The 24244-nt window shown below is 42.1% G+C and carries 21 protein-coding genes; 14 read left to right on the top strand and 7 right to left on the bottom strand.

Going from position 1 to position 24244, the window contains the following annotated elements; all coding sequences use genetic code 11:
* Positions 1–46: 46 nt before the first annotated feature.
* The 8 genes from AC6H4V_RS10810 to AC6H4V_RS10775 are packed head-to-tail and all read left to right on the top strand — an operon-like array spanning position 47 to position 10645.
* On the top strand, positions 47–1462 hold the full coding sequence (locus tag AC6H4V_RS10810; protein ID WP_497606843.1) for an aldehyde dehydrogenase family protein: 1416 nt from the start codon (positions 47–49) through the stop codon (positions 1460–1462).
* A gap of 59 nt (positions 1463–1521) precedes the next feature.
* Entirely contained in the window at positions 1522–4071 is a 2550-nt protein-coding gene (alaS, locus tag AC6H4V_RS10805) for an alanine--tRNA ligase (protein WP_497606842.1), read from the top strand.
* Complete coding sequence (locus AC6H4V_RS10800) at positions 4071–4553, top strand: hypothetical protein (protein WP_300693430.1); 483 nt, start codon at positions 4071–4073, stop codon at positions 4551–4553. Before alaS ends, AC6H4V_RS10800 begins: the two co-directional genes overlap by 1 nt.
* Positions 4554–5102, top strand: coding sequence for a septum formation inhibitor Maf (gene maf, locus AC6H4V_RS10795; protein WP_497606841.1), 549 nt, complete (start codon positions 4554–4556; stop codon positions 5100–5102).
* Positions 5099–6904 (top strand): diguanylate cyclase, encoded by a 1806-nt coding sequence (locus tag AC6H4V_RS10790; RefSeq protein ID WP_497606840.1) that lies wholly within the window; start codon positions 5099–5101, stop codon positions 6902–6904. Before maf ends, AC6H4V_RS10790 begins: the two co-directional genes overlap by 4 nt.
* On the top strand, positions 6904–7995 hold the full coding sequence (locus AC6H4V_RS10785) for an aminotransferase class I/II-fold pyridoxal phosphate-dependent enzyme (protein WP_497607934.1): 1092 nt from the start codon (positions 6904–6906) through the stop codon (positions 7993–7995). Before AC6H4V_RS10790 ends, AC6H4V_RS10785 begins: the two co-directional genes overlap by 1 nt.
* Positions 7992–8681, top strand: a complete 690-nt coding sequence (locus tag AC6H4V_RS10780) for an ATP-binding cassette domain-containing protein (RefSeq protein ID WP_497606839.1) — start codon at positions 7992–7994, stop codon at positions 8679–8681. The genes AC6H4V_RS10785 and AC6H4V_RS10780 overlap by 4 nt, the downstream gene beginning before the upstream one ends.
* Complete coding sequence (locus tag AC6H4V_RS10775) at positions 8678–10645, top strand: penicillin-binding protein 1A (RefSeq protein ID WP_428729961.1); 1968 nt, start codon at positions 8678–8680, stop codon at positions 10643–10645. The genes AC6H4V_RS10780 and AC6H4V_RS10775 overlap by 4 nt, the downstream gene beginning before the upstream one ends.
* Before the next feature lie 18 nt (positions 10646–10663).
* Here AC6H4V_RS10775 and AC6H4V_RS10770 read toward each other — a convergent pair whose 3' ends face one another.
* The 7 genes from AC6H4V_RS10770 to pstC form a co-directional block, all read right to left on the bottom strand.
* Positions 10664–11086, bottom strand: coding sequence for a hypothetical protein (locus AC6H4V_RS10770; RefSeq protein ID WP_428729960.1), 423 nt, complete (start codon positions 11084–11086; stop codon positions 10664–10666).
* A gap of 114 nt (positions 11087–11200) precedes the next feature.
* Positions 11201–12859 carry a 2-isopropylmalate synthase gene (gene leuA, locus AC6H4V_RS10765; protein WP_497606838.1) on the bottom strand — a complete coding sequence of 553 codons (1659 nt, stop codon included), beginning with the start codon at positions 12857–12859 and terminating at the stop codon, positions 11201–11203.
* A gap of 138 nt (positions 12860–12997) precedes the next feature.
* A complete protein-coding gene (glnA, locus tag AC6H4V_RS10760; protein WP_428729958.1) occupies positions 12998–14428 on the bottom strand; it encodes a type I glutamate--ammonia ligase in 1431 nt (476 codons plus the stop codon).
* An 86-nt stretch (positions 14429–14514) separates the two neighbouring features.
* Positions 14515–15186, bottom strand: coding sequence for a phosphate signaling complex PhoU family protein (locus AC6H4V_RS10755; RefSeq protein WP_497606837.1), 672 nt, complete (start codon positions 15184–15186; stop codon positions 14515–14517).
* Positions 15187–15229: 43 nt separating this feature from the next.
* Positions 15230–16015, bottom strand: coding sequence for a phosphate ABC transporter ATP-binding protein PstB (pstB, locus tag AC6H4V_RS10750; RefSeq protein ID WP_428729956.1), 786 nt, complete (start codon positions 16013–16015; stop codon positions 15230–15232).
* Positions 16015–16857, bottom strand: a complete 843-nt coding sequence (pstA, locus tag AC6H4V_RS10745) for a phosphate ABC transporter permease PstA (RefSeq protein WP_497606836.1) — start codon at positions 16855–16857, stop codon at positions 16015–16017. Before pstA ends, pstB begins: the two co-directional genes overlap by 1 nt.
* Positions 16854–17705: a phosphate ABC transporter permease subunit PstC gene (gene pstC, locus AC6H4V_RS10740; RefSeq protein WP_428730000.1), complete on the bottom strand. Its 852-nt coding sequence runs from the start codon at positions 17703–17705 to the stop codon at positions 16854–16856. Before pstC ends, pstA begins: the two co-directional genes overlap by 4 nt.
* A 102-nt stretch (positions 17706–17807) precedes the next feature.
* On the opposite strand from pstC, the gene ppk2 reads away from it, so the two are divergent.
* The 6 genes from ppk2 (at position 17808) to hisIE (ending at position 24242) form a co-directional block, all read left to right on the top strand.
* Positions 17808–18692, top strand: a complete 885-nt coding sequence (ppk2, locus tag AC6H4V_RS10735) for a polyphosphate kinase 2 (protein ID WP_497606835.1) — start codon at positions 17808–17810, stop codon at positions 18690–18692.
* Positions 18693–18755: 63 nt separating this feature from the next.
* Positions 18756–19760 carry a phosphate ABC transporter substrate-binding protein PstS gene (gene pstS, locus AC6H4V_RS10730; RefSeq protein ID WP_497606834.1) on the top strand — a complete coding sequence of 335 codons (1005 nt, stop codon included), beginning with the start codon at positions 18756–18758 and terminating at the stop codon, positions 19758–19760.
* Positions 19761–19945: 185 nt separating this feature from the next.
* On the top strand, positions 19946–21265 hold the full coding sequence (locus AC6H4V_RS10725) for a hypothetical protein (RefSeq protein WP_497606833.1): 1320 nt from the start codon (positions 19946–19948) through the stop codon (positions 21263–21265).
* Positions 21266–21454: 189 nt separating this feature from the next.
* Positions 21455–22375: a branched-chain amino acid transaminase gene (locus AC6H4V_RS10720; RefSeq protein WP_497606832.1), complete on the top strand. Its 921-nt coding sequence runs from the start codon at positions 21455–21457 to the stop codon at positions 22373–22375.
* Positions 22376–22431: 56 nt separating this feature from the next.
* The gene (locus AC6H4V_RS10715) at positions 22432–23553 is read left to right on the top strand and encodes a prohibitin family protein (protein WP_497607933.1); all 1122 of its coding nucleotides are present in this window, start codon (positions 22432–22434) and stop codon (positions 23551–23553) included.
* Positions 23554–23561: 8 nt separating this feature from the next.
* Entirely contained in the window at positions 23562–24242 is a 681-nt protein-coding gene (hisIE, locus tag AC6H4V_RS10710) for a bifunctional phosphoribosyl-AMP cyclohydrolase/phosphoribosyl-ATP diphosphatase HisIE (protein ID WP_497606831.1), read from the top strand.
* Positions 24243–24244: the final 2 nt, after the last annotated feature.

Genomic DNA, 24244 nt, shown 5'->3' with positions numbered 1-24244 from the left:
TTTGTATTATAATAACATAAAAAAATGTAAGTGTAGGAGAATTTTTATGAGAGCTGGTGTCTATTTTGGTTCATGTGAGGCAACAAAAGAGCGTGTGAGTGAGAGAAGAAGTCCTTATAGCGGCGAGGTGGTCTCTTTTGCTCCTTTATGTGATGCAGATGACGCAAAAAAGGCACTTCTCATCGCAAAAGAGGCGGCAAAAGAGGCGGCAAAAACTACACTTGCAAAACGATGCAGTTGGCTTTTGGATGTTGCGCAAAAGTTAAGAGAGCATAAAGAGGAGATGGCAAAAACCATTACCGATGAGGTGGGCAAGCCTATCGCTTTTGCAAGGGTAGAGGTGGAGCGATGCATCGAGACGGTGACACTTGCAGCTGAGACGATGCGCACCATGCATGGAGAGACCATAAACAGCGACGCTTTTGCTTCCGGAAAAAAGACGATGGCATTTTTCAAGAGAGTTCCTTGCGGTGTTGTTGTGGCGATTACCCCTTTTAACTTTCCGCTCAATCTTGTTGCACACAAAATCGCCCCCGCACTTGTAGCGGGCAATGCGGTTGTGCTAAAACCGACACCAGAAGCACCGCTTACCGCCTATAAATTTGCAAAACTTTTTATCGAGAGTAAGTATGCCATCAAAGATGCACTAAGCGTGGTTTATGGGGATGCTGAGGTTGGAGACGCACTTGTTTCAAGCGATATACCTAGAGTGATTAGCTTTACTGGGAGTGTCGGGGTTGGAGAGATTATCACGAAGCGTGCAGGGATAAAAAAAGTATCACTAGAGCTTGGTGGCAATGCGGCGACTTTTGTAGATGTGAGTGCCGATTTAGATTTGGCGGCACAAAGGTGTGCGCTTGGGGCATTTGTCAACTCTGGTCAGGTCTGTATCTCGTTGCAACGCATCTATGTTCATGCAAAAGTCTATGACGCTTTTGCCGCAAAAATGGCGCAGGAGAGCGCAAAACTTATTGTCGGCTCTCCTTACAATGAAGATACTTTTATGGGACCCCTTATAAATGATGAGGCGTGCCAAAGAGCGATGGAGTGGGTTCAAAGCGCCAAAGATGAGGGAGCGGTTGCACTGCTAGAGCCTAAAGTAGAGGGGAGAATTTTCTCTCCATGTGTTATGGCGAACGTGCGTTCAGATATGGCGATTGTTTGTCAAGAGGTCTTTGCACCAATCGTCTCTTTGATAAAAGTTGAGAGTTTTGATGAGGCGTGTGGGATGATGAACGACTCGCCTTACGGGCTTCAATTTTCTCTTTTTACAAACGATTTGGCACTTGCAAAAGATGCCATAGATGCGCTTGATGCAGGCGGTGTAGTGGTAAATGATATGCCCACACTCCGTTTTGACATTCAGCCTTACGGCGGTGTAAAACTTAGCGGAGTAGGGCGCGAGGGTCCACGTTTTGCCATTGAAGAGATGACGGAGATGAAAAGCGTCATTATCTGTTAGATGTGCCTTTCAATAATTTTTAGATATAATCGCGTAATTTTATAAAAAGAGATATGTTTATGGACATTAGAGAAGAGTTTTTAAGATTTTTTGAGTCAAAAAACCACGCAAGAGTTGCAAGTGCACCCTTAGTGCCTGATGATGCAACACTGCTTTTTAACAATGCTGGCATGGTGCCTTTTAAGTCGATTTTTACAGGCGAAGTGCCGACTCCGGCTAATCCTCGTGCCACTTCATGCCAAACTTGTATCCGCGCAGGCGGCAAACACAATGACCTAGAAAATGTAGGCTACACTGCAAGACACCACACTTTTTTTGAGATGCTTGGTAACTTTAGTTTTGGCGACTACTTCAAAGAGGATGCGATTGACTATGCGTGGGAGTTTGTCACGGGAGTTTTGAAATTTCCAAAAGAGAAACTCTGGGTAACGGTTCATGAGAGCGATGATGAGGCAGAGAAGCTTTGGCAAAAGCATGTAGCTCTTGATAGAATCATGCGCTTAGGCGACAAAGACAACTTCTGGCAGATGGGTGACACGGGGCCGTGCGGACCATGTAGCGAAATCTTTTTTGACCAAGGCGCGGAAAATTTCTCTGGTTCAGAAGATTATATGGGCGGAGACGGCGATAGATTTTTGGAGATTTGGAATCTTGTGTTTATGCAGTACGAGAGAAGTGCGGACGGCAAACTTACTCCACTGCCAAAACCATCCATCGACACGGGTATGGGGCTAGAGAGAGTTGTTGCCATCAGCGAGGGCGTTACAAGCAACTACTCATCATCCCTTTTTATGCCAATCATCAAAAAAGTTGAAGCGCTTATAGGCAAAGAGTATCTTTACGCTAGCGGCGCATCGTACCGTGTTATAGCCGACCACATAAGAACAGTGCTTTTCTTGCTTGCTCAGGGTGTAAACTTCTCAAACGAGGGGCGTGGTTATGTTCTTCGCCGTATCCTTCGCCGTGCAGTAAGACACGGATATCTGCTTGGATTTAGCGAACCGTTTATGCACAAACTTGTCGATACCGTTGTAGCGATTATGGGCAAAGAGTATGACTATTTGGCGACAAAATCAAATGCCGTAAAAGAGCAGATAGAGCTTGAAGAAGCGAGATTTTTCAAAACTATCGCATCGGGAATAGAACTTTTCAATGCTGAACTTGAAAATACAAAAGAGATTTTCAGCGGCGAGGTTGCGTTTAAGCTTTATGACACTTTTGGTTTCCCACTTGACCTAACTGAAGATATGCTAAGAGAAAAAGAGCTAAAACTAGACCTAGCTATATTTGAAACATTGATGCAAGAGCAGAGAAGCCGTGCAAAAGCCGCTTGGAAGGGCAGTGGAGACGATGCAGTCCATGGAGATTTTAAAGAGCTTTTAGAGAAATTTGGCGAAAACAGTTTTGTGGGCTATGAGAGTACAAAACATAAAAGTAAGGTTTTGGCACTTTTGGATGAAAACTACCGTCATATAGATAAACTCTCCTCAGGCGCAAACGGTTGGGTATTTTTAGATGTTACTCCTTTTTATGCTCAAAGCGGCGGACAGTGCGGAGATAGCGGTGCGCTTGCAGGTTTTGCAAAGGTGCTTGACACTAAAAAATTCTTTGGACTGAACTTATCGCAAATTTCAGTAGAAAAAGAGCTAAAAGTCGGTGATGAGGTAGAGGCAGTTGTGGATATCTCAAGGGGCGAGATAACAAAACACCACTCCGCAACACACTTGCTTCATGCGGTTCTTTTTGATGTTTTGGGTGACCATATCTCTCAGGCAGGCTCTTTGGTGGAAGCAGAGAGACTTAGATTTGACTTCTCTCATCCAAAAGCACTCTCTCATGCAGAACTTGTAGAGATAGAAACTAGAGTAAACTATGAGATTATGCGTGGCATAAGTGGCAAAACAGAGGTTATGAGCATTGATGAGGCTAAAAAGTCGGGTGCAAAAGCTCAGTTTGGCGAAAAGTACGGCGATGAAGTCCGAGTTGTCAGTTTTGGCGATGTGAGTGTCGAGTTTTGCGGCGGCGTGCATGTAGAAAACACGGCGGTTATCGGCTCGTTTATTATCACAAAAGAGAGCGGTGTCAGTGCGGGTGTGAGACGTATAGAAGCGGTTTGCGGACATGCGGCGTATCAACACTTTGCAGAGCAAAGAGTTCTCATCAAAGAGATAGAAGCAGAGGTTAAAAACCTTGATGTTATGGCAGGTATAAGCAGACTAAAGTCAAACATAGCAGAGCTGAAAAAAGAGCTTCAAGATGTTCAAAACAGTGTAAAAACAGAGATAAAAGCTGAACTTATCAACGGTGTAAGCGTTGTTGTAGATGAGCTTGGTGCAGGCGATATCAAAGAGAAGATTGATGAGCTTAAAAATCAGCATGAAAAACTTTGTGCAATCCTATTTCAAGTAAAAGATGACAAAGTGATGATGGCGGCGGGTGTTAAAGGGTGCGATGCGAAAGCGGGCGACTGGATAAAACACATAGCTCCGCTTCTTGGCGGCGGCGGGGGCGGCAGAGCAGATTTTGCTCAAGCCGGCGGTAAAGATGTTACAAAACTTGCAGAAGCGAAGGCTGAAGCATTGAAATTTATCACGGAGATACTCGCATAATGCAGGATATTTTTTTAGAGTACAAAACGCTTTTTGTCTTTTTGCATGTCATCAGCGGTGTTGTCTGGGTGGGCGGTATGGTAGCGATGCGCTACGCCGCACACCACTCCTTTTTAAAGATAGAATCTCCTCTAAAAAGATTGGAACATATAGCCTATGCACTCAAGAGACTTTTTACCATTGTCGTTCCTTTTGTAGTGATTTTGCTTGTTACTGCCATTTTTATGGTCAAGGGCTATGGTCTCTCACAAAGCGATTTTGCACCTCTTAGTTACGCTAAAGAGGCTATCTGGAGCGTGATGTTTGTAAACCTTATGGTGATGATACTGCGACGCAACAGAGGCGAGAGGATGCTTCATGAGGGCAATATGGTGGGAGCAAAAAACCAGATAGAGCTTATCGGAAAAGTGATGGTACCGCTGAATATCGCTCTTGGGGTTATCGCTATCTTTTTAGGAACTTATCTCTCAGGCACGCTCTAAATGTTGCGCCTTGCCTCCTCCTCTCCTACTCGTGCAGAGCTTCTAAGAAATTCGGATATAGCGTTTGTGCAACAGAGTGTTGATTTTGACGAGGAGTGCATTATCGCCTCTTGCCCAAAAAACTTTGTCTATCAGGCAACGCTTGGAAAGTATGAAGCCAACCTAAAAGCGTTTGGATATGATGATTTGCCTCTTTTGGTCGCCGATACGGTTGTCGCTTCAGGGGGACAGATTTTGCGCAAAGCCAAATGTGCGGGTGACGCAAGAAATATTCTTATGACGCAAAGCTCCAACATCACAAGCATCATTACCTGCATGATTTACCAATCCAAAACCATGAAGATAGTCGATATCTCAACGACAGAGTATCTTTTTGACGCATTTGATCTTGATGATATAGAGGCGTATATTGCAAGTGGCGAGTGGCGTGGAAAGGCGGGAGCGTGTATGGTAGAGGGGTTTTGCAAAAAGTACATCAAGAGCGTCAAAGGTCATGAAAGTACCGCAATGGGGCTTAACACAGAGCTTTTGAGGAGATTTCTATCTTGAGACTGAGTAAATTACACCCCATTGAAACTACCGTTGTTCTTGTTGTGGCGCTTATAACGTGGCTCTATATCGATTTTATCAGAGATGAGCATGCCAAAATAAAAGAGCAGAGCTATAAAGAGCAGGCGTCACTGATGCAGACGCGTGCTGAGGAGATGATTCTTAGCAAACAAAAAGCAACCCTAGCCATAGCTCTTGCAATCGCAAACGAAAGAGCGCTTGGCGATGCCATAGAGCAAAACGCTCTTGAAGAAGACTATTATGACCAGTTTATCCACGCGCTTGATACGAATGGTTTGGAGAAAAATATTTGGGTACGCCTCTTTGATGGAGAGCTTCAAACGCTTTACAGTAGTTGGAACAAAAAAAACGGCATCAATGGCAATCACGCAAGAGCAGACCTCCTAGAAGCACGTTCACTTGAAAAGCCCATATCGTCTATCAGTGCGTGCGGCTCTGACCTCTCTATGCGCGCCATCGTTCCCATCACCAAAGATGGGCAGTTGGTTGGTTTGGTGGAGGTTCTCTCTCGCTTTGACGCTATCTCTGTGCAGATGAGGAGTTTAGGGGTTGAGTCTGTTGTCCTTTTGGATAAAGAGCATAAAAAAACTATTGTTGTCCCCTACACGAAAATGTTTGTGGATGATTACTATGTTGCAAACATCGATGCTCCTGTCGATTTGATGGGGTATTTGCGAAGAAATGGGGTACATAACTATCTCAATACACCACGCAAGATAGAAAATGGCTATGTGATAAGCAACTATAAACTCAAAAACATCCAAAACAAAACTATCGGTTACTACATCATGTTTAAAAAACAGGATGAGGTTTTAAATGTCAATCTGGACTTTTTTCTCTACAAATGGCTAGGCATCGCCATCGTTGCGGCAATGGCGATTGGGGTTATCTTTGGAAATTTTATCTACTATAGAAACAAAAAACAGAAGATGTACTATAAAAACATCATCGACTCTTCTTCTAACATCGTGATGGTGGTGGATGCGCAAAATATCGTCGATACAAACAAGACCTTTTTTAGCTATTTTAACCACTACAGCACAATCGAAGAGTTTCAAAAAGAGCATCGTTCCATTTCAGACTTTTTTGTTGAAGAAGAGGGGTATATACACAGAGATATGGACGGCGAAAACTGGCTTGAGTATCTTATCAAAAACCCAAAAAACAACTTTGTTAAAATTGTTTATGATGGCAAAGAGTACTATTTTTCAGTGAGTGCTTCTCTGATATCGGCGGAAAAGGGGCATTACAGCACGATTTTATCGGATGTTACCGCGCAAAAGATTTATCAAAATGAGCTTGAACATACCAACATTACCGACCCGCTTACAAAAATCAAAAACCGCTACTATTATAACGAGCAAATAAAAAAAGAGAGTGCGAGTGCAAATCGCTACTTCTACCCACTCTCACTTGTCATTTTCGATATGGACCATTTCAAAAAGATTAACGACAATTACGGGCACGATGTCGGGGATAAAGTCCTCATAGAATATACAAAACTTATAAGCTCCTACCTAAGAGACAGCGATATCTTTTGTCGTATCGGTGGCGAAGAGTTTGCGCTTATACTCCCCCATGTCAACAAATCAGATGCCTATAAGATAGCAGACAAAATACGCATTAAAGTGCAGGAACACAAAGAGATTTTAGCAGTGACGATGAGCTTTGGTGTAACAGAGTATGTCAAAGGCGAAGATTTGGAGAGCACATTTAAAAGAGCCGACAAAGCCCTTTATGAGGCAAAAAACGGCGGTAGAAATAGAGCCGTGGTGAGATGATGTACTACCAAAATGAACTAGAGGCGCTCAAAAAGTCCAAACGCTACAGAACAAGAGAGGTTGTCCAACCAGATATTTTAGACTTCGCCTCAAATGACTATCTAGGACTCTCCCACATCAAAGAGCTACATGATGCGACGTGCAAAACACTCTCCCAGATGCCGCTTCACAGCGCAAAAGCCTCACTTTTGGTCAATGGCTACCATCAAATCCACAAAGATTTTGAAGAGGCACTTTGCGAGGCAAACAGCTTTGAAGAGGGTGTGATTGTAGGAAGCGGGTTTAATGCCAACATCGCACTCATTGAAGCACTTGTAAGACGTGGCGATGTGCTTTTTATGGATGAGAAGTACCATGCATCTGGGGTTTTGGCGACACGGTTAAATGGTATGAATGTCAAATTTTTTGCACACAACGACATGCAAGAACTTGAAGAACTTTTAAAGACAACAGAGGCAAAGAGAAAGATAGTTGCGGTTGAGGGGATTTACTCCATGGATGGCGACCTTGTCTCAAAAGAGGTGTTCGAAATCTGCGATGCGCATGACGCTCTTTTGATAATCGATGAAGCCCATAGCAGCGGTGTTGTCGGGGAGCATCTTATGGGAGTTTTTGACCACTACAACGTCCCCATAAAACCAAACTACATCAAGATGGGAACACTTGGTAAGGCGTATGGAAGTTTTGGTGCTTTTATCTTGGCATCTTCACACATCATAGAGTATCTTATAAACCGTGCAAAGCCTATTATTTACGCTACTGCACTCTCTTTATATGACACGCTTTTGGCACACAATGCACTCCGATATATGCAGCAAAATCGCTCTTTACTTAAAGAGGAGATAAAAAAACGTCAAGATGTCGTTTATGAAGAGCTGGGTATCCGAGTTGAGGGACTTATCGTGCCTATAGTCATAAATGATAATGAAAAAGTCATAGAGATTCGTGATGCGCTTAAAAGTATGGGATATGCGGTGGGTGGCATACGTCAACCAACCGTTGAGCGGGCGATTGTCAGGCTTATAGCACGTCTTGGCGTGAGTTGTGATGACCTAAGAGATGTGTGTCGTCAGGTAAAGCTTCAAGCATGAAAATAACTACTTTGCGCATCACTATGGATGCAAAAACCCTTGTTGACATAAGTTTTGACATCCCCTCTTCACTCGCACTTGTAGGGCAAAGCGGAAGCGGCAAAAGCCTTACCATCAAAGCACTTCTTGGCATGTTACCTCAAACGATGGATGTAACGCTTAAGTATGAGAGCGATTTTACTCTTGTGGCTGGAGAGACTTTGGCGTTTGTGCCGCAAAACCCTTTTACCGCACTCTCCCCTTTGACAAAGATAAAAAAACAGTTTTTTATCCCGCTTCCAAAGGTTGTAAAGCTTTTTGAACAGGTTGGGCTTGAGAGCCAACTCTTAGAGAGATTTCCGCCGGAACTCTCAGGCGGGCAGCTTCAAAGAGTGGTTATCGCTATGGCGCTTAGTCATGAGCCAAAACTTCTTTTGCTTGATGAACCCACAACAGCACTCGACCCGCAAACGCGGATTTTGATTTTAAATCTTTTAAAAGAGTTGCAGGCAAAGCTTGGATTTAAGATGCTTTTTGTGACACACGATATGAATTCTGCTAAAATGCTATGCGAAAATATCTGCGTTATAAAAGATGGAAACGTCATTGAGAGCGGAGAGATGGAAGCTGTCTTGCAAGCCCCCGTGGAAGCTTATACCAAAACACTCATAGATGCAAATTTTGCAAATAGGAACTTTAGAATATGAAATTTATAAGAAATCTTTTTTTTACACTCTTGCTTATTGGAGTTTTGACACCTTTTGCAATACTTGGCTACTTTCTCAAAGAGTACAGTTATGACATCTCCTCCCTCATCGAGTATAAACCCCCGCTCACTACAAAGATTTATGATAAAAATGGTGAGAAAATCGCTAGTATTTTTGATGAAGAGCATCGCTACTACGCGAAGTTTGATGAGATACCTCCGCGTGTCATAGAAGCACTTTTAGCCATCGAAGATACCACTTTTTTTGAACACCCCGGTATCAATGTCGATGCGATTTTTAGGGCAGTTATCAAAGACGTGCAGGCAGGAAAGTTGGTGGAGGGTGCGAGTACCATCACACAGCAGCTTGTAAAAAACAGACTTTTAACAAGAGAAAAAAAGATTTCACGTAAAGTTAAAGAAGTTATCTACGCGCTCAAAGTAGAACTCTCCCTCACAAAAGAGGAGATTTTAGAGCGTTATCTGAATGAAATCTATTTTGGACATGGGTACTATGGCATCAAAACAGCGGCAGATGGCTACTTTCATAAAAATCTGAGTGAACTCACACTCAAAGAGATAGCGCTTCTTGTGGGACTTCCAAAAGCACCAAGCACCTATGCCCCTACAAAAAATTATGAGATATCTATGGGCAGAGCAAATCGTGTTGTCTCGAGAATGCACTCTCTTGGTTGGATAGATGATGCAACACATACTGCCTCTTTACTTGAAAAGCCAAAAGTTTATGATGACACACTCACACAAAACAGTGCTCCTTTTATCGTCGATGAGGTGGCAAGAAGAGTTGCAGATATGGGCATCACTGACTTTAAAACAGGCGGCTATGAGATACATACGACCATAGATTTAAAATTGCAAGAAGCAGCAAGAGAGTCGCTAAAAAAAGCGTATGACCTCTCTGTGGCAAGGATTAAGGCAAGTACCTCCTCCAAAGAGAAGGTAGAGACTAAAACAGACCTCTTAAATGGCGCATTGGTCTCGCTCAACCCAAAGAGCGGAGAGATTTTAGCACTTGTTGGCAGTGTGGATTACACAAAAAATTCCTACAACAGAGCAACACAAGGTCGCCGCCAACCAGGTTCTGCATTTAAACCTTTTATCTATCAAGTAGCGCTTGATTTGGGCTATTCCGGTGCTACGGAGCTTGTTGATATCGCACGAACCTACACCTACTATAAAAATGGGCAAGAGCAAAAATGGCAACCCAAAAACTATAAAAACAGCTATAAAGGACTTGTCACTCTCAGAGAAGCGCTTGTACACTCAAGCAACCTTGCAACCATAAACCTTGTAAACGATATAGGTTTGCCACAGCTGCTCAAAGAGCTTAAGAAGTTTGGGATAGAAAATCTGCCTCCTGATTTATCGGTCGCACTTGGGAGTATCACACTCTCTCCTTTACAACTCGCGCACTACTACACCTCTTTTGCAAATGGAGGCGTTCAAGTTGAACCAGTGCTTATAAACAGCATAGAAAAAGGGGTGACAACGCTTTATGAAAAAGAGCATAAGAGTCGCACTATCACAAGCCCAGCGCAGGCGTACATTATGACAACGCTCCTGAGAGACGTTGTTACGCGAGGAACCGGAAAATCTGCTCAGGTAAATGGGATAGAGATAGCAGGAAAAACAGGAACAACCAACAACAATATGGATGGATGGTTCGCAGGCTACTCCCCAACGATAGAGACGATTGTATGGTTTGGCAATGATGATAATACCCCGATGGACAGAGTAGAGACGGGAGGAAGAATCGCAGGTCCGGCATTTGCGATGTACTATACAAAAGCTTTAGAGCTCTATCCGCAGATACAACGAAAGTTTGATGTTCCAGAGGGGATAAAGGAGATTGTTATCAAGGGAGAAAAAGAGTACTTTAGTGACACATCAAAGCCGCCGCGCATAGATGCGGGAGGTGAGACGCAAGAGAGCCTTCTTTTTTAAGAGAACGCTCTTGTGTTTTTAGTACTCGTCACGCACGATATTGTGGCAGCGAAAACAAGCGTGTTCTATGTAAGTATAGGCACGTTGTGCCTCTTCACGGCGAACTTGCCCTGATTGGTTGTGTTTATTTTCAATCGCATCCAAGATGATTTGTACATTGTGGCTAATGATTTGCGCACTCATAACTGCTTCTCCAGCCTTGTTTTTTTTCTTCTCAGGAAGCATTGCAGCAAACTTCTCCTTGTTTCCAAGTAAATCCTGTGCATGTTTTGCAAAACGCTTAATAGACTCATCCACCCCTTTTTGGTCACTTGAGATAAAAGCTCTTTGAACTTCACTAAGCTCCGCATTTAAAAGCAACATATTTGACTTAAGGTCATAAGCCATAAGGGAAGAAGAGAAGAGAGAAGCAAGAGTAAACGCAACTACTGTTTTGTACATGTGAAATCCTTTGTTTTGTAGTGTTAGATTGTAGCATAATGTTTTTTGAATGCTTCTAATAATTTGTGAAAAAGAGAGTGGAGCCAAAGAAATTACTTCCTTTGGCGTTCAAACTTAATGAAATGCTCTATTTAATGCGCAAAAGAGCGCTTTGACTGAGGCGGTTGCTATGTCGTTGTCTGCACCTACACCAAAGCATGATAGGGTTGTCTTTGTCTCTATCTCTATGTATGCTATGGCTTTTGCAGAGCTTTTGTTGCCAAAAGAGTGTTCAAAGTAGGAGTTGATAGAGAACTCGTTTTTATAGTTTTTCATAAGAGCATCTTTACATGCATCAACGGGTCCGTTGCCTTCACCCTCTGCCATGATTTCCATACCATTTTGGGTATAGGTAAGAGTGCATTTCGAAATCCCTTTGAGTGAGGAGACTGTAAAATCAATCAACGATATATGCTCTTTCACATTGAAATAGTTCTCCGTAAAAATCTCTAAAATCTCATCAGAACTAAGCTCTTGACCTTTTTTGTCGCTTACATCTTGGACGAGTTTGCCAACCTCTGGGTGCATCGCTTTTGGAAGTTGATAACCAAAGTTTTTCTCTAAAACATAAGCAACTCCGCCTTTGCCAGATTGGGAGTTGATGCGGATGATGCTCTCGTAGCTTCTTCCAACATCCTCTGGGTCGATGGGAAGATAGGGCACTTCCCAAAATGGCTCTTTTTGCGCTTTTCTATACGCCAAACCTTTGTTGATAGCATCTTGGTGTGAACCAGAAAAAGCGGTATAGACAAGTTCTCCCACGTATGGATGGCGCACGTGTGTCTCTATCTCGGTGCATTTTTCGACCACTTTTAAAACTTCAGTGACATCGCTAAAATCGAGATTTGACTCAATGCCCTGTGTCGTCATGTTAAGAGCAAGCGTGATAATATCGACGTTGCCCGTTCTCTCTCCGTTACATAAAAGCGTTCCCTCAACTCTGTTGGCTCCAGCTAAAAGTGCAAGCTCCGTTGCTGCTACGCTTGTGCCTCTGTCGTTGTGTGTGTGGGTAGAGATGATGACATTTTCACGGTTGTCTAAGTGTTCGCTCATCCACTCTATCTGGTCTGCATAGATATTTGGTGTTGCCATCTCTACGGTTGCAGGTAAGTTGATGATAACTTTTCTCTTTTCGCTTATGCCCCATCTTGCTGTAACTGCATTGCAGATTTCTGCCGCAAACTCTAACTCAGTTCCCGTAAAACTCTCAGGGGAGTACTCCAAAAAAATCTCTCCGTCATGCTTTGCTTCGTACTTTTTAACTAAGTCAACACCCTCTAAAGCAAGAGCGATAATCTCCTCTTTTTGCTTTTTAAAGACGATTTTTCTCTGTGCAACAGATGTTGAGTTGTAAAGGTGTACAGTTGCTTTTTTGACGCCTTGCAACGCTTCAAAAGTTCTCTCTATAAGGTGTTCTCTTGCTTGAACCAAGACCTGAACAGTTACATCATCAGGGATAAGCTTGTCATTTACTAGGCGGCGTAAAAACTCAAACTCTACTTTAGAAGCAGAGGGGAAGCCAACCTCGATTTCTTTAAATCCGATTTTGAGTAAGAGTGCAAAGAGTTCAATTTTTTTGTTCATGTCCATCGGGTTGATAAGTGCTTGGTTGCCATCGCGCAAATCTACACTGCACCATTTTGGAGCTTTTGTTATGCTGTTGTTTGGCCATTTTCTATTTGGCAAATCTATTTTTGGATAGGGACGGTATTTTCCCTCTGGAATATTTTTCATAATAAACCTTGTAAATTGAATTTCAATAATGCACTCTTACATACTCTTATTGTTGCGCAATTATAGCAAATTTGTGATTAGTGATTTGGAGGTTAAGAGAGAAATGATTGTGAAAATCCCGCAAAATGCGGGATGTTTTTAGCAGGTATATGTTGTTTTGAACTCATAAGCCGTTGGGCGGCTCTCATCTGGCCAGATTTGTCTCTCAAACATATAATGCTGGTAGTCATTGATAAATGTATCTGTAAAGACAGGCTTTAAGAACTCATTATCAGCGATAAGTGCTTCAGTAGCCTCTCTTAGAGTGTGAGGCATTTGAGGGATTCCTTTTTCGCGAATCTCATCAAGAGTAAGTTCAAATAAATCCTCATCCATCGGACCAACCGGAACAGTCTTGTTTTTGATACCGTCAAGTCCAGCCATCATCATCGTTGCAAATGCAAGGTATGGACAAGCAGTAGAATCTGGGAATCTCATCTCGATACGCGTTGCTTTTTCACCTGCGCCATAAGGGATACGGCAAGATGCAGAGCGGTTTTGCATAGAGTAAGTCAAAATCGAAGGAGCTTCAAATCCAGGGATAAGTCTCTTGTATGAGTTAGTCGATGGGTTTGTAAGTGATGCAATCGCTTTTGCATGCTTAAAAATACCGCCAACATAGTGAAGAGCCATCTCTGAAAGGTTCGCATAGTTCCCCTCTTTGTAGAAGAGGTTTTTACCGTCTTTCCAAAGTGACTGGTGTACGTGCATACCGTTTCCGTTGTCGCCAAAAAGTGGTTTTGGCATAAATGTAGCCGTTTTACCATTGAGGTGCGCTACCATTTTTACAACATACTTTAGTTTTTGAACATTGTCTGCTGCACCGATAATGTCAGAGAAAACGATACCGATTTCGCCTTGACCTTGTGCAACTTCGTGGTGACCCAGAACAACTTCAAGACCAACTTGCTCTAGTACGTCCATCATCTCAGCTCTTAAGTCAACCTGTGTATCGATAGGAGCAACTGGGAAGTAACCACCCTTTACGCCACCACGGTGCCCTGTGTTGTAGCCATCTGCGTAGTGTGTGTTTGAGTTCCAGTCACCCTCTTCAGTGTCGATTCTGTAGCCTGCTTCGTTCATGTTGTCGATGATTCTTACATCGTCAAATACAAAAAACTCATTTTCAGGACCAAAATATGCAGCGTCTGCGATACCTAGAGATTCAGCATGCTTTAAAGCTGCTTTTGCGATAGAACGAGGGCATTTTTCATACATCTGCCCTTTGTAAATATCATAAACATCACAGAAGACGATGATGGTAGGATCTGCTGTAAAAGGGTCTAAAAATGCTGTTGGAACATCTGCTTTTAAGAGCATATCAGACTTGTTGATAGGCTGCCATTTGTCGATAGAAGAGCCATCAAAAGGGAAACCGTTTGTCAAGTTTCCTTCATTTACCGCGCTCATTCTGTAAGTAACATGGTGCCATGTTCCTTTTAAGTCAGTAAATCTTAAATCTACATATTTAACATCATTTTCTTCACAAAAAGAAAAAAATTCTTCTATACTATTTACAAATTTTCCCATAAGGTCTCTCCTAGAAATTTTATTGCTTGAAGTATATCAAAAATCACTCTCAAAAGAGCAGGGGTAATTGATTAAAATTTAATCAATTACTTAAAAAGCTTAATCTCTCCGCCTTGTTCTGCGTACATCATAAGATTGGCGATATTGACGCTTCTGTCGCATGAACGCTCTAGTTTTCTGAGCGTTCCAAGCACTTTTACATAATCGACTGAGAGCTCTTTTTCTTCTATGACTTTGCTAAGAAGCTCTTTTTCCAAAACAGCAAACAAATCATCATTGATGCTCTCTTCCACAAGAACTTTTCTGTAACTATCTTCATAGCTGCATGCATGCAAGTCGCCAAAGCACTCAAGGATAAATTTGAGTGCATTGAGACTGCTTTTGTGGAGCAAAACGATGCTTGATTTAAACTCTTCAAGGTCGCATTGGCTCTGCATATGCTCGTTCATACGGCGTGCATATTTTTTGATATTGTCGCCAATGCCTACAAGTTCGTTTGTCATCTTTAAAAACGCAACAAGAAAACGAAGCTCATTCGCCTCTGGTCCAAAAAGAGCAAATGCTTTGATAATTTCGTTATCTACTTCATCGGCTTTTAGTCCTATTTTGCTTAAAATAGTCTCTGCTTCTTTGAATTTTGCAAAGTCTAATGTTTTAAATGCATCAAGTGCGAGTTCGTTTGCTGTTACAATGTCTGCTAGTATTAGCGAGAGTTTCGCCTTAATGTTACTTACTTTTTCATGATATTTTGATCCCATACTCTTTTCCTTTAATTTATTTTATAAATTTTTTGCACTATTATCAACCGAATTTTCCAGTGATGTACTCTTCTGTTAGCTTTTCTCTTGGTGTAACAAAAAGCTCTTCTGTGCGTCCGAGTTCTATAAGTTCGCCTAAGTACATAAAGCCTGTGTAGTCGCTCACACGTGCGGCTTGTTGCATGTTGTGCGTAACGATGATGATGGAGACTCTCTCTCGAAGTTGTACGATAAGCTCTTCGATGCCGCCTGTTGAGATAGGGTCAAGTGCGGAAGTTGGCTCATCAAAAAGAAGTACCTCTGGCTCTACGGCAACCGCTCTAGCGATGCAAAGTCTTTGCTGCTGTCCGCCTGAGAGTCCATTTGCATCGTGAGAGAGTCTCTCTTTGACCTCATTCCAAATCGCCGCATCTTGAAGCGCTTTTTCTACTCTGTCTTTGAGCTCTGTTTTGTTTTTGAACCCTTGAAGTCTTAGCCCATACGCAACATTATCAAAAATGCTCATTGGAAAAGCAGTTGGCTTTTGAAAAATCATCCCGATTTGGATTCGTAACTGTATCAAATCCTCTTTTGGAAGCAAAATATTTCTCTCTTTAAAGAGAATCTCGCCCTCATATTTGTTGCCAGGGTAGAGGTCGTGCATGCGGTTAAAGCTTCTAAGCAGTGTTGTTTTTCCGCATCCTGATGGTCCAATAAGTGCGGTAATACTGTTTTTTGCTATGGGCATATTGAGTTTTTTCACACTCGGTGCATCTGCTCCTGCATAGGTAAACTCAAAATCCTTTACTTCAAGTGCTTTTGCTTCTTCTATTTCTACGATAGTTGCCATTATTTAACCTTTTTCTTTAATAAAATCAATCTTCCAAGAATGTTGAGCGTTAAGATAAACATACTTAAGATAAACGCCGCCGCCCATCCAAGCTTCTGCCAATCCTCATACGGGCTTGTTGCATAGTTATACATAGTTACCGTAAGCGAAGCGACTGGTTGCATCATGTCTGTGTTTAAGAAGTTATCGTTAAACGAGGTAAAGAGCAGCGGTGCGGTCTCTCCTCCTACACGTGCTACAGCAAGAAGAATTCCTGTGAGGATTCCCGCTTTTGCTCCGCGGTAAACGACTTGTGTAATAACTTTGTATTTTGGTGCTCCAAGGGCAAATGCAGCCTCTCGCAGTGTGGACGGAACAAGTTGGAGCATGTCATCGGTTGTACGCAAAACGATAGGGAGCATGATGATGGTAAGCGCGATAGAGCCTGCCCATCCGCTAAAATGCCCCATAGGTGCAACAACAACCGCATAAACAAACGCACCGATAACGATACTCGGTGCGCTCATCATAATGTCGGAGATATCACGAATAATCTCGCCTATTTTTGATTTTTGGCTGTACTCGCTAAGGTAAGTTCCTGCCAAAACGCCAAGCGGAACACCAAACAAAGAGGCATAAAAAACTAGCATCAACTGTCCGATAAGTGCGTGTTTAAGACCTCCGTTGCCACTTCCGGGAGGTGTTCCCTCTGTGGTAAAGATAGTAAGTGTGAGTGCATCAACCCCGTTGATAACCAAAACACCCAAAATCCAAAACAAAAATCCAATCCCCACAACCGCAGAAGCAGTTGAGAGAATCATAACGATTTGACTCATAAAAATTCTTTTTTGTGTATGTGTCATTGTCCTACCCTTTTTCTACGCAAAAAGTAAAATTTTGCGATGGAGATGATTACGAAACTTACGACAAGAAGTAAAAGTGCCAACTCAAAAAGTGATGAGTAGTAAAGGTCACTGTCCGCCTCTGCAAACTCATTTGCAAGTGCTACTGGGATAGATGTTGCGGGTTCGGTGAGGTCCATAGAGATTTTGTGGACATTTCCCATAACAAAGGTAACTGCCATCGTCTCGCCGATAGCACGTCCAAGGGCCAAGATAAAAGAGCCGATGATTCCAGACTTTGCGTAAGGGATAATGATGTCTTTTATAACATCCCATTTTGTTCCGCCAAGCGCATAAGCGGACTCTTTGAGGATGTCTGGCGTTGTGTTCATCGCATCACGAGTAACCGCCGCCATAAACGGAAGTATCATGATGGAGAGGACGATACCTGCTGTGAGCATACTTATGCCCACGCCGCCAAATGTATCACGGATGATAGGCACAAAGTAAAAAAGTCCCCACATACCGTAGATGACCGATGGAATAGCGGCTAGAAGCTCTATGGAGACACCTACTGGAGTTTTAAGCTTCGCATGCGCTATTTCGCTTAAGAAGATAGCGATACCGATAGCAACAGGAACAGCCAAAACCATTGCCAAAAACGTAGAGACAACAGAACCGTAGATGGCAGGAAGTGCACCAAATTTTTCTAAGTTCGGAGCCCATTTGTCCTCGAGGATAAAGTCAAACCCAAACGCTTTGAGCGACTCTAACGAATGCTCAAAGAGTACGGTAAATATCCATGCCAAAAGCAGCAAAACACCAAAGGCTATGGCTCTTGTGGCATTTGCAAAGATTGTATCGATGATATTTTTCAATGATGCTCCTATGTATAAAAAGTATGCAATTTTAAGTTTTTATGATTACAAAAAGATTACAAGAGGCTATAATTGCGCTATAAAGGAGTTTTTATGAAAGAGCAAAAAGAGCAACGAGAATCAAAATCTGACAGAAGAAAAACGGACAGAGACAGAAGAGAAAATGCAAAAGATGGCAAAGTGCGTATTTGGGTAAAAGAAGAGACGCTTCTTTATGAAGGGGAGCTTGAAAAACTTCAAATTGAGCTTTTAAAGTTTCAAAACTATGTAAAAGAAAAGGGGTTGAAGGTTCTGATGATTTTTGAGGGGCGTGATGCGGCGGGAAAGGGCGGAACCATAAAGCGAATCACAGAGCATCTCAACCCAAGGGGTGCTAGAGTTGTGGCACTTCCAAGACCAAGCGACCAAGAGATGACACAGTGGTATTTTCAGCGTTACGCTATGCATTTGCCAAGTGCCGGAGAGATAGTCCTTTTTGATCGAAGCTGGTACAACAGAGCGATGGTAGAGCCTGTTATGGGTTTTTGTACGCAAAGACAACAGAGTAAATTTTTAAAAGACGCACCGCTCTTTGAAAAAATGTTAGTAGAAGATGATATCAAAATCTTTAAGTTTTACTTCTCAGTTACCAAAGAGGAGCAAGCAAGACGATTTGCCAAGCGAGAACAAGACCCGCTTAAGCAGTACAAACTCTCTCCGGTTGACCTCAAAGCGCAAGAACTTTGGGATGAGTACGCATTGGCAAAGTATATGATGCTTAGTGCAACGCATACGGATGTGGCACCGTGGACGGTTATCAAAAGCGATAGCAAGAAAAAGGCAAGGATTAACACCATCAAGCATATCTTGAACTTTGTTGAGTACCCAGACAAGATAGATGCAAGTGAGATAGAAGTCGATAAAGAGGTCGTAATCTTCGGCAGAGATGAGGCTATCGCGATGGAGAGTTACTTTAAGTTTACTTCAAAAGGGGAGTAGCGCTGTAATCATTTCGTAATAAGGAGCAACTACAATTTCGCAAACATTCAAAAAGGAAAACAAATGTTAAAGAAATTAGCTCTCGCTACATTGGTTGCTGCTGCGTCGATTACATCATCGTTTGCGGCTGATAAGATAAGTGGAGCAGGTGCATCGTTTCCTGCGCCTGTATATTATGATTGGGCTTTCACTTATAAAAATGAGACTCAAAATGCTGTTAACTATCAGTCTATAGGTTCAGGCGGCGGTATCAAACAAATCGCTAAAAGAACAGTAAACTTTGGTGCAACAGATGAGGCACTAGAGCCACTTCAACTTGCAAAAGACAACTTGTTCCAATTCCCTGCAGTTATCGGTTCTATCGTTATCGCGTTTAACGTGGACGGGATTGCTGATGCTACTTTGAAGCTTAAAAATGAAGTTGTTGCAGATATCTTCGCTGGAAAAATCACTACTTGGAATGACCCTGCTATCGTAGCAGACAACCAAGGTTTAAAACTTCCAAACCAAAAAATCGTTGTAGTACACCGTTCAGATGGTTCTGGAACAACATTTAACTTTACATACTACCTAACACATGCTTCTAAAAACTGGAAAGAGAAGTTCGGTATCGGTAAAGCAATCGACTGGGCAACAGGTATCGGCGGTAAAGGTAACGAGGGTGTAGCAAGTCTTATCAAAGAGACTCCAAACTCTATCGGTTATATCGAAAACGCATACAAAGAGAAAAACAACCTAAGTGCGGCTGTACTTCAGACTGCAAGTGGTAAATGGGTTGCTGCAACTGAAGAGAACTTCAAAGCTGCTGCAAAGTATGCAACGTGGACAAAAGAGAAGCACTTTCACTCTGTTTTGGCACTACAAGCTGGTGATACATCATACCCAATCGTAGCGGCAACATTTATTTTGCTTCCAAGAGAAGGTGGCGAGATGAACAAAAAAGTAGTTGCTTTTTATGACTATGCATTCAAAAAAGGTGACGAAGCTGCTAAGAAGTTAGGATACATTCCTCTTCCTGAAGAGACTAAAAATATGATTAGAGAGTACTGGGCAGCCAACCTCAAATAATCACCCAAACAGACATCATTTTTCTCAAAATTTCTCTCCTAAGAAATTCTCCTCTAAAGCCCTTGCTTACGAATGTTTGCAGGGGATTTTTTCGTTCTGAAATCTCATTTTTGAGACACTTTTTGTAATCCTTTCGTAATCTAATCATTTTATACTTCTCATACAAAAAAACAAGGGAATGAAAAATGAAAAAAATCGTTTTATCGACAATCGCTGCTTTAGCAGTGAGCGCAACGGCTTTAAGTGCTGCACAGCAGTTTTATGTAGATGAAAAAGGGCAAGTATTTACTACTTCTGCGCCAGATCGTATTGCTATCGAAAACAAAGAGAGTTCAGTTCTTTCTAAAGCAAAAAGTTTAGAGTTTAGTGGTACTCACTATTTTGGTTATACAAATACGCGCCCTACTACTAGATTGGATGTACCAAGCGGAGACCAGTCAAATTACGCTGGAAACTCAGGTGGTTTTGAGATGAGAAGAAACTATGTTCAGGTAAAAGGTTTCTTTAACGATAAAGACTACTGGCGTGTAACATTTGACGCAACAAAAGAACTTGCTTCTGACCCAGGTACTGACGGTAAGACAAAAGGCTACTCAGAAGTATTCGTAAAATATGCTTATCTTTATTTAGATGGTATTCTTCCTTACACTGGAGTTGAGTTTGGTATCGCTCATCGCCCATGGATTGACTATGAGGAGCATAATGGATGGTTCTATCGCTCATTTAACAAAGTTGCTCTTGAAGAAAAAGGTACAGCGACAGAGTCAGGTGTTGACCTTGTAAACTCTGCAGACCTTGGTGTTAACTTCAAGACTAAAACAGATGTGTTCTCTTCTGAAATAGGTATATTTAACGGTGAGGGTTACCATGCTGATAAAGGTGGAGCAAATCAAGAAAATGATGAGAAACTTTCAGTTGAGTGGCGTTTAACTGGTCACCTAATCGGAAGCGGTAAAAAAGTAGGTAAGCAAGATCGTACAAAAGATAGTTATGCACATATCTCTACTTTTGGTCTATTGTCAGCAAACCATAAAGATGATAAAGGTGAATTTGATCAATCAAGCAACTCTGCTCTAAAAGTTGAATATGATAGAGCATTCTACGGTATCCATGCAGTATATAATCAACCACTTTTCTTAATCGCTGCTCAGTATGTAACTGCTGAAGATGAAGCTCGCGGTGGAAATACAACAGCTGTTACTGGCTGGGATAAACGTGAATATGATCTTTTCTCTGTAAATGCTGAAATACGTCCAATGAAAGATTGGACAATCATCGGTAGATACGATGACTATAAATGGGATGATACAGCGGTAAATGGTACTGCAATGAGTTCAAGCGCTGAAGGCACAAAAATGATTGCTGCTTTAGCATACAAATATAACAAGTATGTATCATTTATCGGTTCTGCAAAGTTTATAGAAGAGGAGAGTGGTGCAACAACAAAGTATGACTCTGGCGAATCTAAAGACGTTTACATGTTCACTACAGAAGTAAAATGGTAACAACTGCTTCTAGGCTTTTTAAAGCCTAGATAACAAACACGATATTCAAATTCTCAAAATTCTCCTTTTTCTCCTAAAAACGGCAACAGACCTTTCTCTTCTGTTGCCACTCTTTCACAGATTAATGCAATATAAACGTCATTTTGGATAAAATACTTCAATTTTTTGTAATAATTATCGGAGAAACAGATGGATGCAGCGAAGTATATTTGGATGAATGGAAAGTTTGTGGCATGGGATGATGCAAAGGTGCATGTTCTCTCACACACTATCCATTATGGAAACGGCGTTATCGAGGGAACAAAAGCGTACAAAACCGAAAAAGGGTATGCTATTTTTCGTCTGAACGACCACACAAAAAGACTTAAAGAGTCTGCAAAAATGACCCTTATCAACATCCCTTATAGTGTTGAAGAGATGAACGAAGCGCAGTTAGAACTTCTTAGACGCAATGAGTTTACGGGTGACAATGTTTACATCCGTCCTTTTGCATTTTTGGGTTACGGTGTTATGGGGGTTTATCACAAAAACGCACCTGTTGAGACGGTTATGTCTGCATGGGAGTGGGGTGCTTATCTTGGCGAAGAGGGGATGAAAAAAGGGATTAAACTCAAAATCGTCTCTATGACAAGACCTGCAAACACTTCTAACATGGGCAAAGCAAAAGCAACTGCAAACTACTTAAACTCTCAAATGGCAAAGTATGAAGCTATCGATTGTGGTTATGAAGAAGCACTTCTTTTGGATGATCAAGGGTATGTGGCAGAAGCAAGCGGTGCGAGCTTTTTTATGGTAAAAAACGGTCTGCTTATCACGCCTCCAAATGACAACTCGCTTGAGTCTATCACACAAAAAACAGTAATCGAACTTGCAACCGACATGGGTATCAAAGTAGAACGTCGCCGTATCTCAAGAGAGGATGTTTATACCGCAGATGAGGCGTTTTTGACGGGAACGGCAGCTGAGATAACTCCAGTGCGTCATGTAGATGGTAGAGATATCGGATGTGGCGCACGTGGCGAGATGACAGAGAAACTCCAAAGCAAATATTTCGATGTCGTTTTTGGTAGAGATAAAAAGTATGAGCACTATTTGACGTATATTAACTAAGTGCAAAACATTAGTAAAAAATGAAGGAAATATAAAAAATGAAGGAAAACATAACAATGGCTTCAGATATGAATGACTATTTTAACAAAAAGAAGAGCCAAGGTGAAGGTTTCGAGAAAAAATCTGGCGGTACAGATGGTAATGGCGGTAGCGGTAATGGCGGCGGTGCTAACATGCCACAAATGCCAAAGATAGATTTTAATTTTGGTGGCGGCAAAGCAGGGCTTACCTACTTTCTCATCGCTATCGTGTTAGTGCTTGTTTTGGCAAAGCCATTTACCATCATCGAAGAGGGTGAACGCGGTATCCTTAGCACAAACGGAAAGTACTCTGACCAGTCACTTCTTCCAGGACTTCATTTTATTTTGCCTGTGATTCAAAAAGTTTATATCGTTGATACAAAGGTACGTATCATCAACTACGCTTCAAGCATAGAGGCGGGTGGAGGAAGTGCATCTTCTGGCATCAACGCAAAACCTGCCATTACGGTTTTAGATAAGCGCGGACTTCCAGTTGCCATTGAACTTACTGTTCAGTACAGACTAAATGCGCAGTATGCGGCGCAAACTATCTCTAACTGGGGCTTTAGCTGGGAAGATAAGATTATCAACCCCGTCGTAAGAGATATCGTGCGTAATGTTGTTGGTAAGTATGATGCAGAGGTTCTCCCACAGATGAGAGATAACATCGCCGCTGACATAGAAACTGGCATCAGAAAAAGCGTAGTAGGATTAGAAAATGCGCCGGCTGATTTACAATCTATCCAGCTTAGAGAGATAGTTCTTCCTCCAAAAGTAAAAGAGCAGATAGAAAACGTCCAGATTGCAAAACAGCAAGTACAACGTGCCGAGCAAGAGGTACAGCGTGCTGAACAAGAAGCACTTAGACGTGCAGCAGAGTCAAGAGGTATCGCTGAAAAAGCAAGGATTGAGGCGCAAGGTTTAGCAGATGCGGTGACCATCGAAGCAGAAGCAAAAGCAAAAGCAAACTACCTTATTTCAAAATCTTTAACTCCCGACCTCTTAAAGTTAGAGCAGATTCAAATTCAAGGCAAGTTTAACGAAGCACTCAGAGAAAACAAAGATGCGAAGATTTTCCTAACACCGGGTGGTTCAACACCAAATATCTGGGTGGATATGAAAGACGCTAAACAAAGAACATCAACGGCTGCAGAGTAAGTAGAGAGATGCAAGAGATTATCAACAAAATAGACTGGCAAAAGATAGAACTTTTGCCGGTTATCGTCCAAGATGTGCATACCAATGAAGTTTTGATGATGGCATACATGGACAAAGAAGCACTCTCGCTTTCGCTTCAAACCAGAGTAGCGCACTACTTCTCACGCTCTAAACAGCGCATCTGGAAAAAAGGTGAGAGCAGCGGACATATCCAAGACATCCACTCTTTTAACATAGATTGCGATAACGATACGCTTCTTATAAAAGTTACACAACACGGCGTAGCGTGTCATACAGGGCGACCGTCTTGCTTTTTTACAGAGCTTGAGAGCGGAGCGATAGAGAGTGAAGTAGAGGTGAGCAGTGAAGCGCTCTATGGCGTTATCGACACTCTTTACCACACTATCCAAGAACGTAAAAACGCCGACCCATCCACCTCATGGACAGCAAAACTTCTCAGCAAAGGCGACAATGCAATTTTAAAAAAAGTTGTAGAAGAGGCAGGCGAATTTAGCTTTGCATGCAAAGATAACGATGCACATGAGATTATCTATGAAGCAGCAGACTTGACTTACCACGTTCTTGTAGCACTTGCTTCAAAAAATATCTCTCCGGATAGAGTCAAGCAAGAGCTTGCGCGTAGATTTGGCATGAGCGGAATCGCTGAGAAAAACGCAAGAGATGCTTAAGT

Source organism: Sulfurimonas lacustris (genome assembly GCF_059705355.1).
This window is presented reverse-complemented; position numbering and strand designations above follow the sequence as displayed.

What these genes read in the sequence shown, in the direction of transcription:
- AC6H4V_RS10810 (WP_497606843.1), top strand. Translation starts at nt 47, where the DNA reads ATGAGAGCTGGTGTCTATTTTGGTTCATGTGAGGCAACAAAAGAGCGT.
- AC6H4V_RS10770 (WP_428729960.1), bottom strand. Translation starts at nt 11,086, where the DNA reads ATGTACAAAACAGTAGTTGCGTTTACTCTTGCTTCTCTCTTCTCTTCT.
- leuA (WP_497606838.1), bottom strand. Translation starts at nt 12,859, where the DNA reads ATGAAAAATATTCCAGAGGGAAAATACCGTCCCTATCCAAAAATAGAT.
- AC6H4V_RS10720 (WP_497606832.1), top strand. Translation starts at nt 21,455, where the DNA reads ATGGATGCAGCGAAGTATATTTGGATGAATGGAAAGTTTGTGGCATGG.
- pstB (WP_428729956.1), bottom strand. Translation starts at nt 16,015, where the DNA reads ATGGCAACTATCGTAGAAATAGAAGAAGCAAAAGCACTTGAAGTAAAG.
- pstA (WP_497606836.1), bottom strand. Translation starts at nt 16,857, where the DNA reads ATGACACATACACAAAAAAGAATTTTTATGAGTCAAATCGTTATGATT.
- AC6H4V_RS10725 (WP_497606833.1), top strand. Translation starts at nt 19,946, where the DNA reads ATGAAAAAAATCGTTTTATCGACAATCGCTGCTTTAGCAGTGAGCGCA.
- hisIE (WP_497606831.1), top strand. Translation starts at nt 23,562, where the DNA reads ATGCAAGAGATTATCAACAAAATAGACTGGCAAAAGATAGAACTTTTG.
- pstS (WP_497606834.1), top strand. Translation starts at nt 18,756, where the DNA reads ATGTTAAAGAAATTAGCTCTCGCTACATTGGTTGCTGCTGCGTCGATT.
- AC6H4V_RS10775 (WP_428729961.1), top strand. Translation starts at nt 8,678, where the DNA reads ATGAAATTTATAAGAAATCTTTTTTTTACACTCTTGCTTATTGGAGTT.
- AC6H4V_RS10755 (WP_497606837.1), bottom strand. Translation starts at nt 15,186, where the DNA reads ATGGGATCAAAATATCATGAAAAAGTAAGTAACATTAAGGCGAAACTC.
- glnA (WP_428729958.1), bottom strand. Translation starts at nt 14,428, where the DNA reads ATGGGAAAATTTGTAAATAGTATAGAAGAATTTTTTTCTTTTTGTGAA.
- AC6H4V_RS10785 (WP_497607934.1), top strand. Translation starts at nt 6,904, where the DNA reads ATGTACTACCAAAATGAACTAGAGGCGCTCAAAAAGTCCAAACGCTAC.
- alaS (WP_497606842.1), top strand. Translation starts at nt 1,522, where the DNA reads ATGGACATTAGAGAAGAGTTTTTAAGATTTTTTGAGTCAAAAAACCAC.
- maf (WP_497606841.1), top strand. Translation starts at nt 4,554, where the DNA reads ATGTTGCGCCTTGCCTCCTCCTCTCCTACTCGTGCAGAGCTTCTAAGA.
- AC6H4V_RS10780 (WP_497606839.1), top strand. Translation starts at nt 7,992, where the DNA reads ATGAAAATAACTACTTTGCGCATCACTATGGATGCAAAAACCCTTGTT.
- AC6H4V_RS10715 (WP_497607933.1), top strand. Translation starts at nt 22,432, where the DNA reads ATGGCTTCAGATATGAATGACTATTTTAACAAAAAGAAGAGCCAAGGT.
- ppk2 (WP_497606835.1), top strand. Translation starts at nt 17,808, where the DNA reads ATGAAAGAGCAAAAAGAGCAACGAGAATCAAAATCTGACAGAAGAAAA.
- AC6H4V_RS10800 (WP_300693430.1), top strand. Translation starts at nt 4,071, where the DNA reads ATGCAGGATATTTTTTTAGAGTACAAAACGCTTTTTGTCTTTTTGCAT.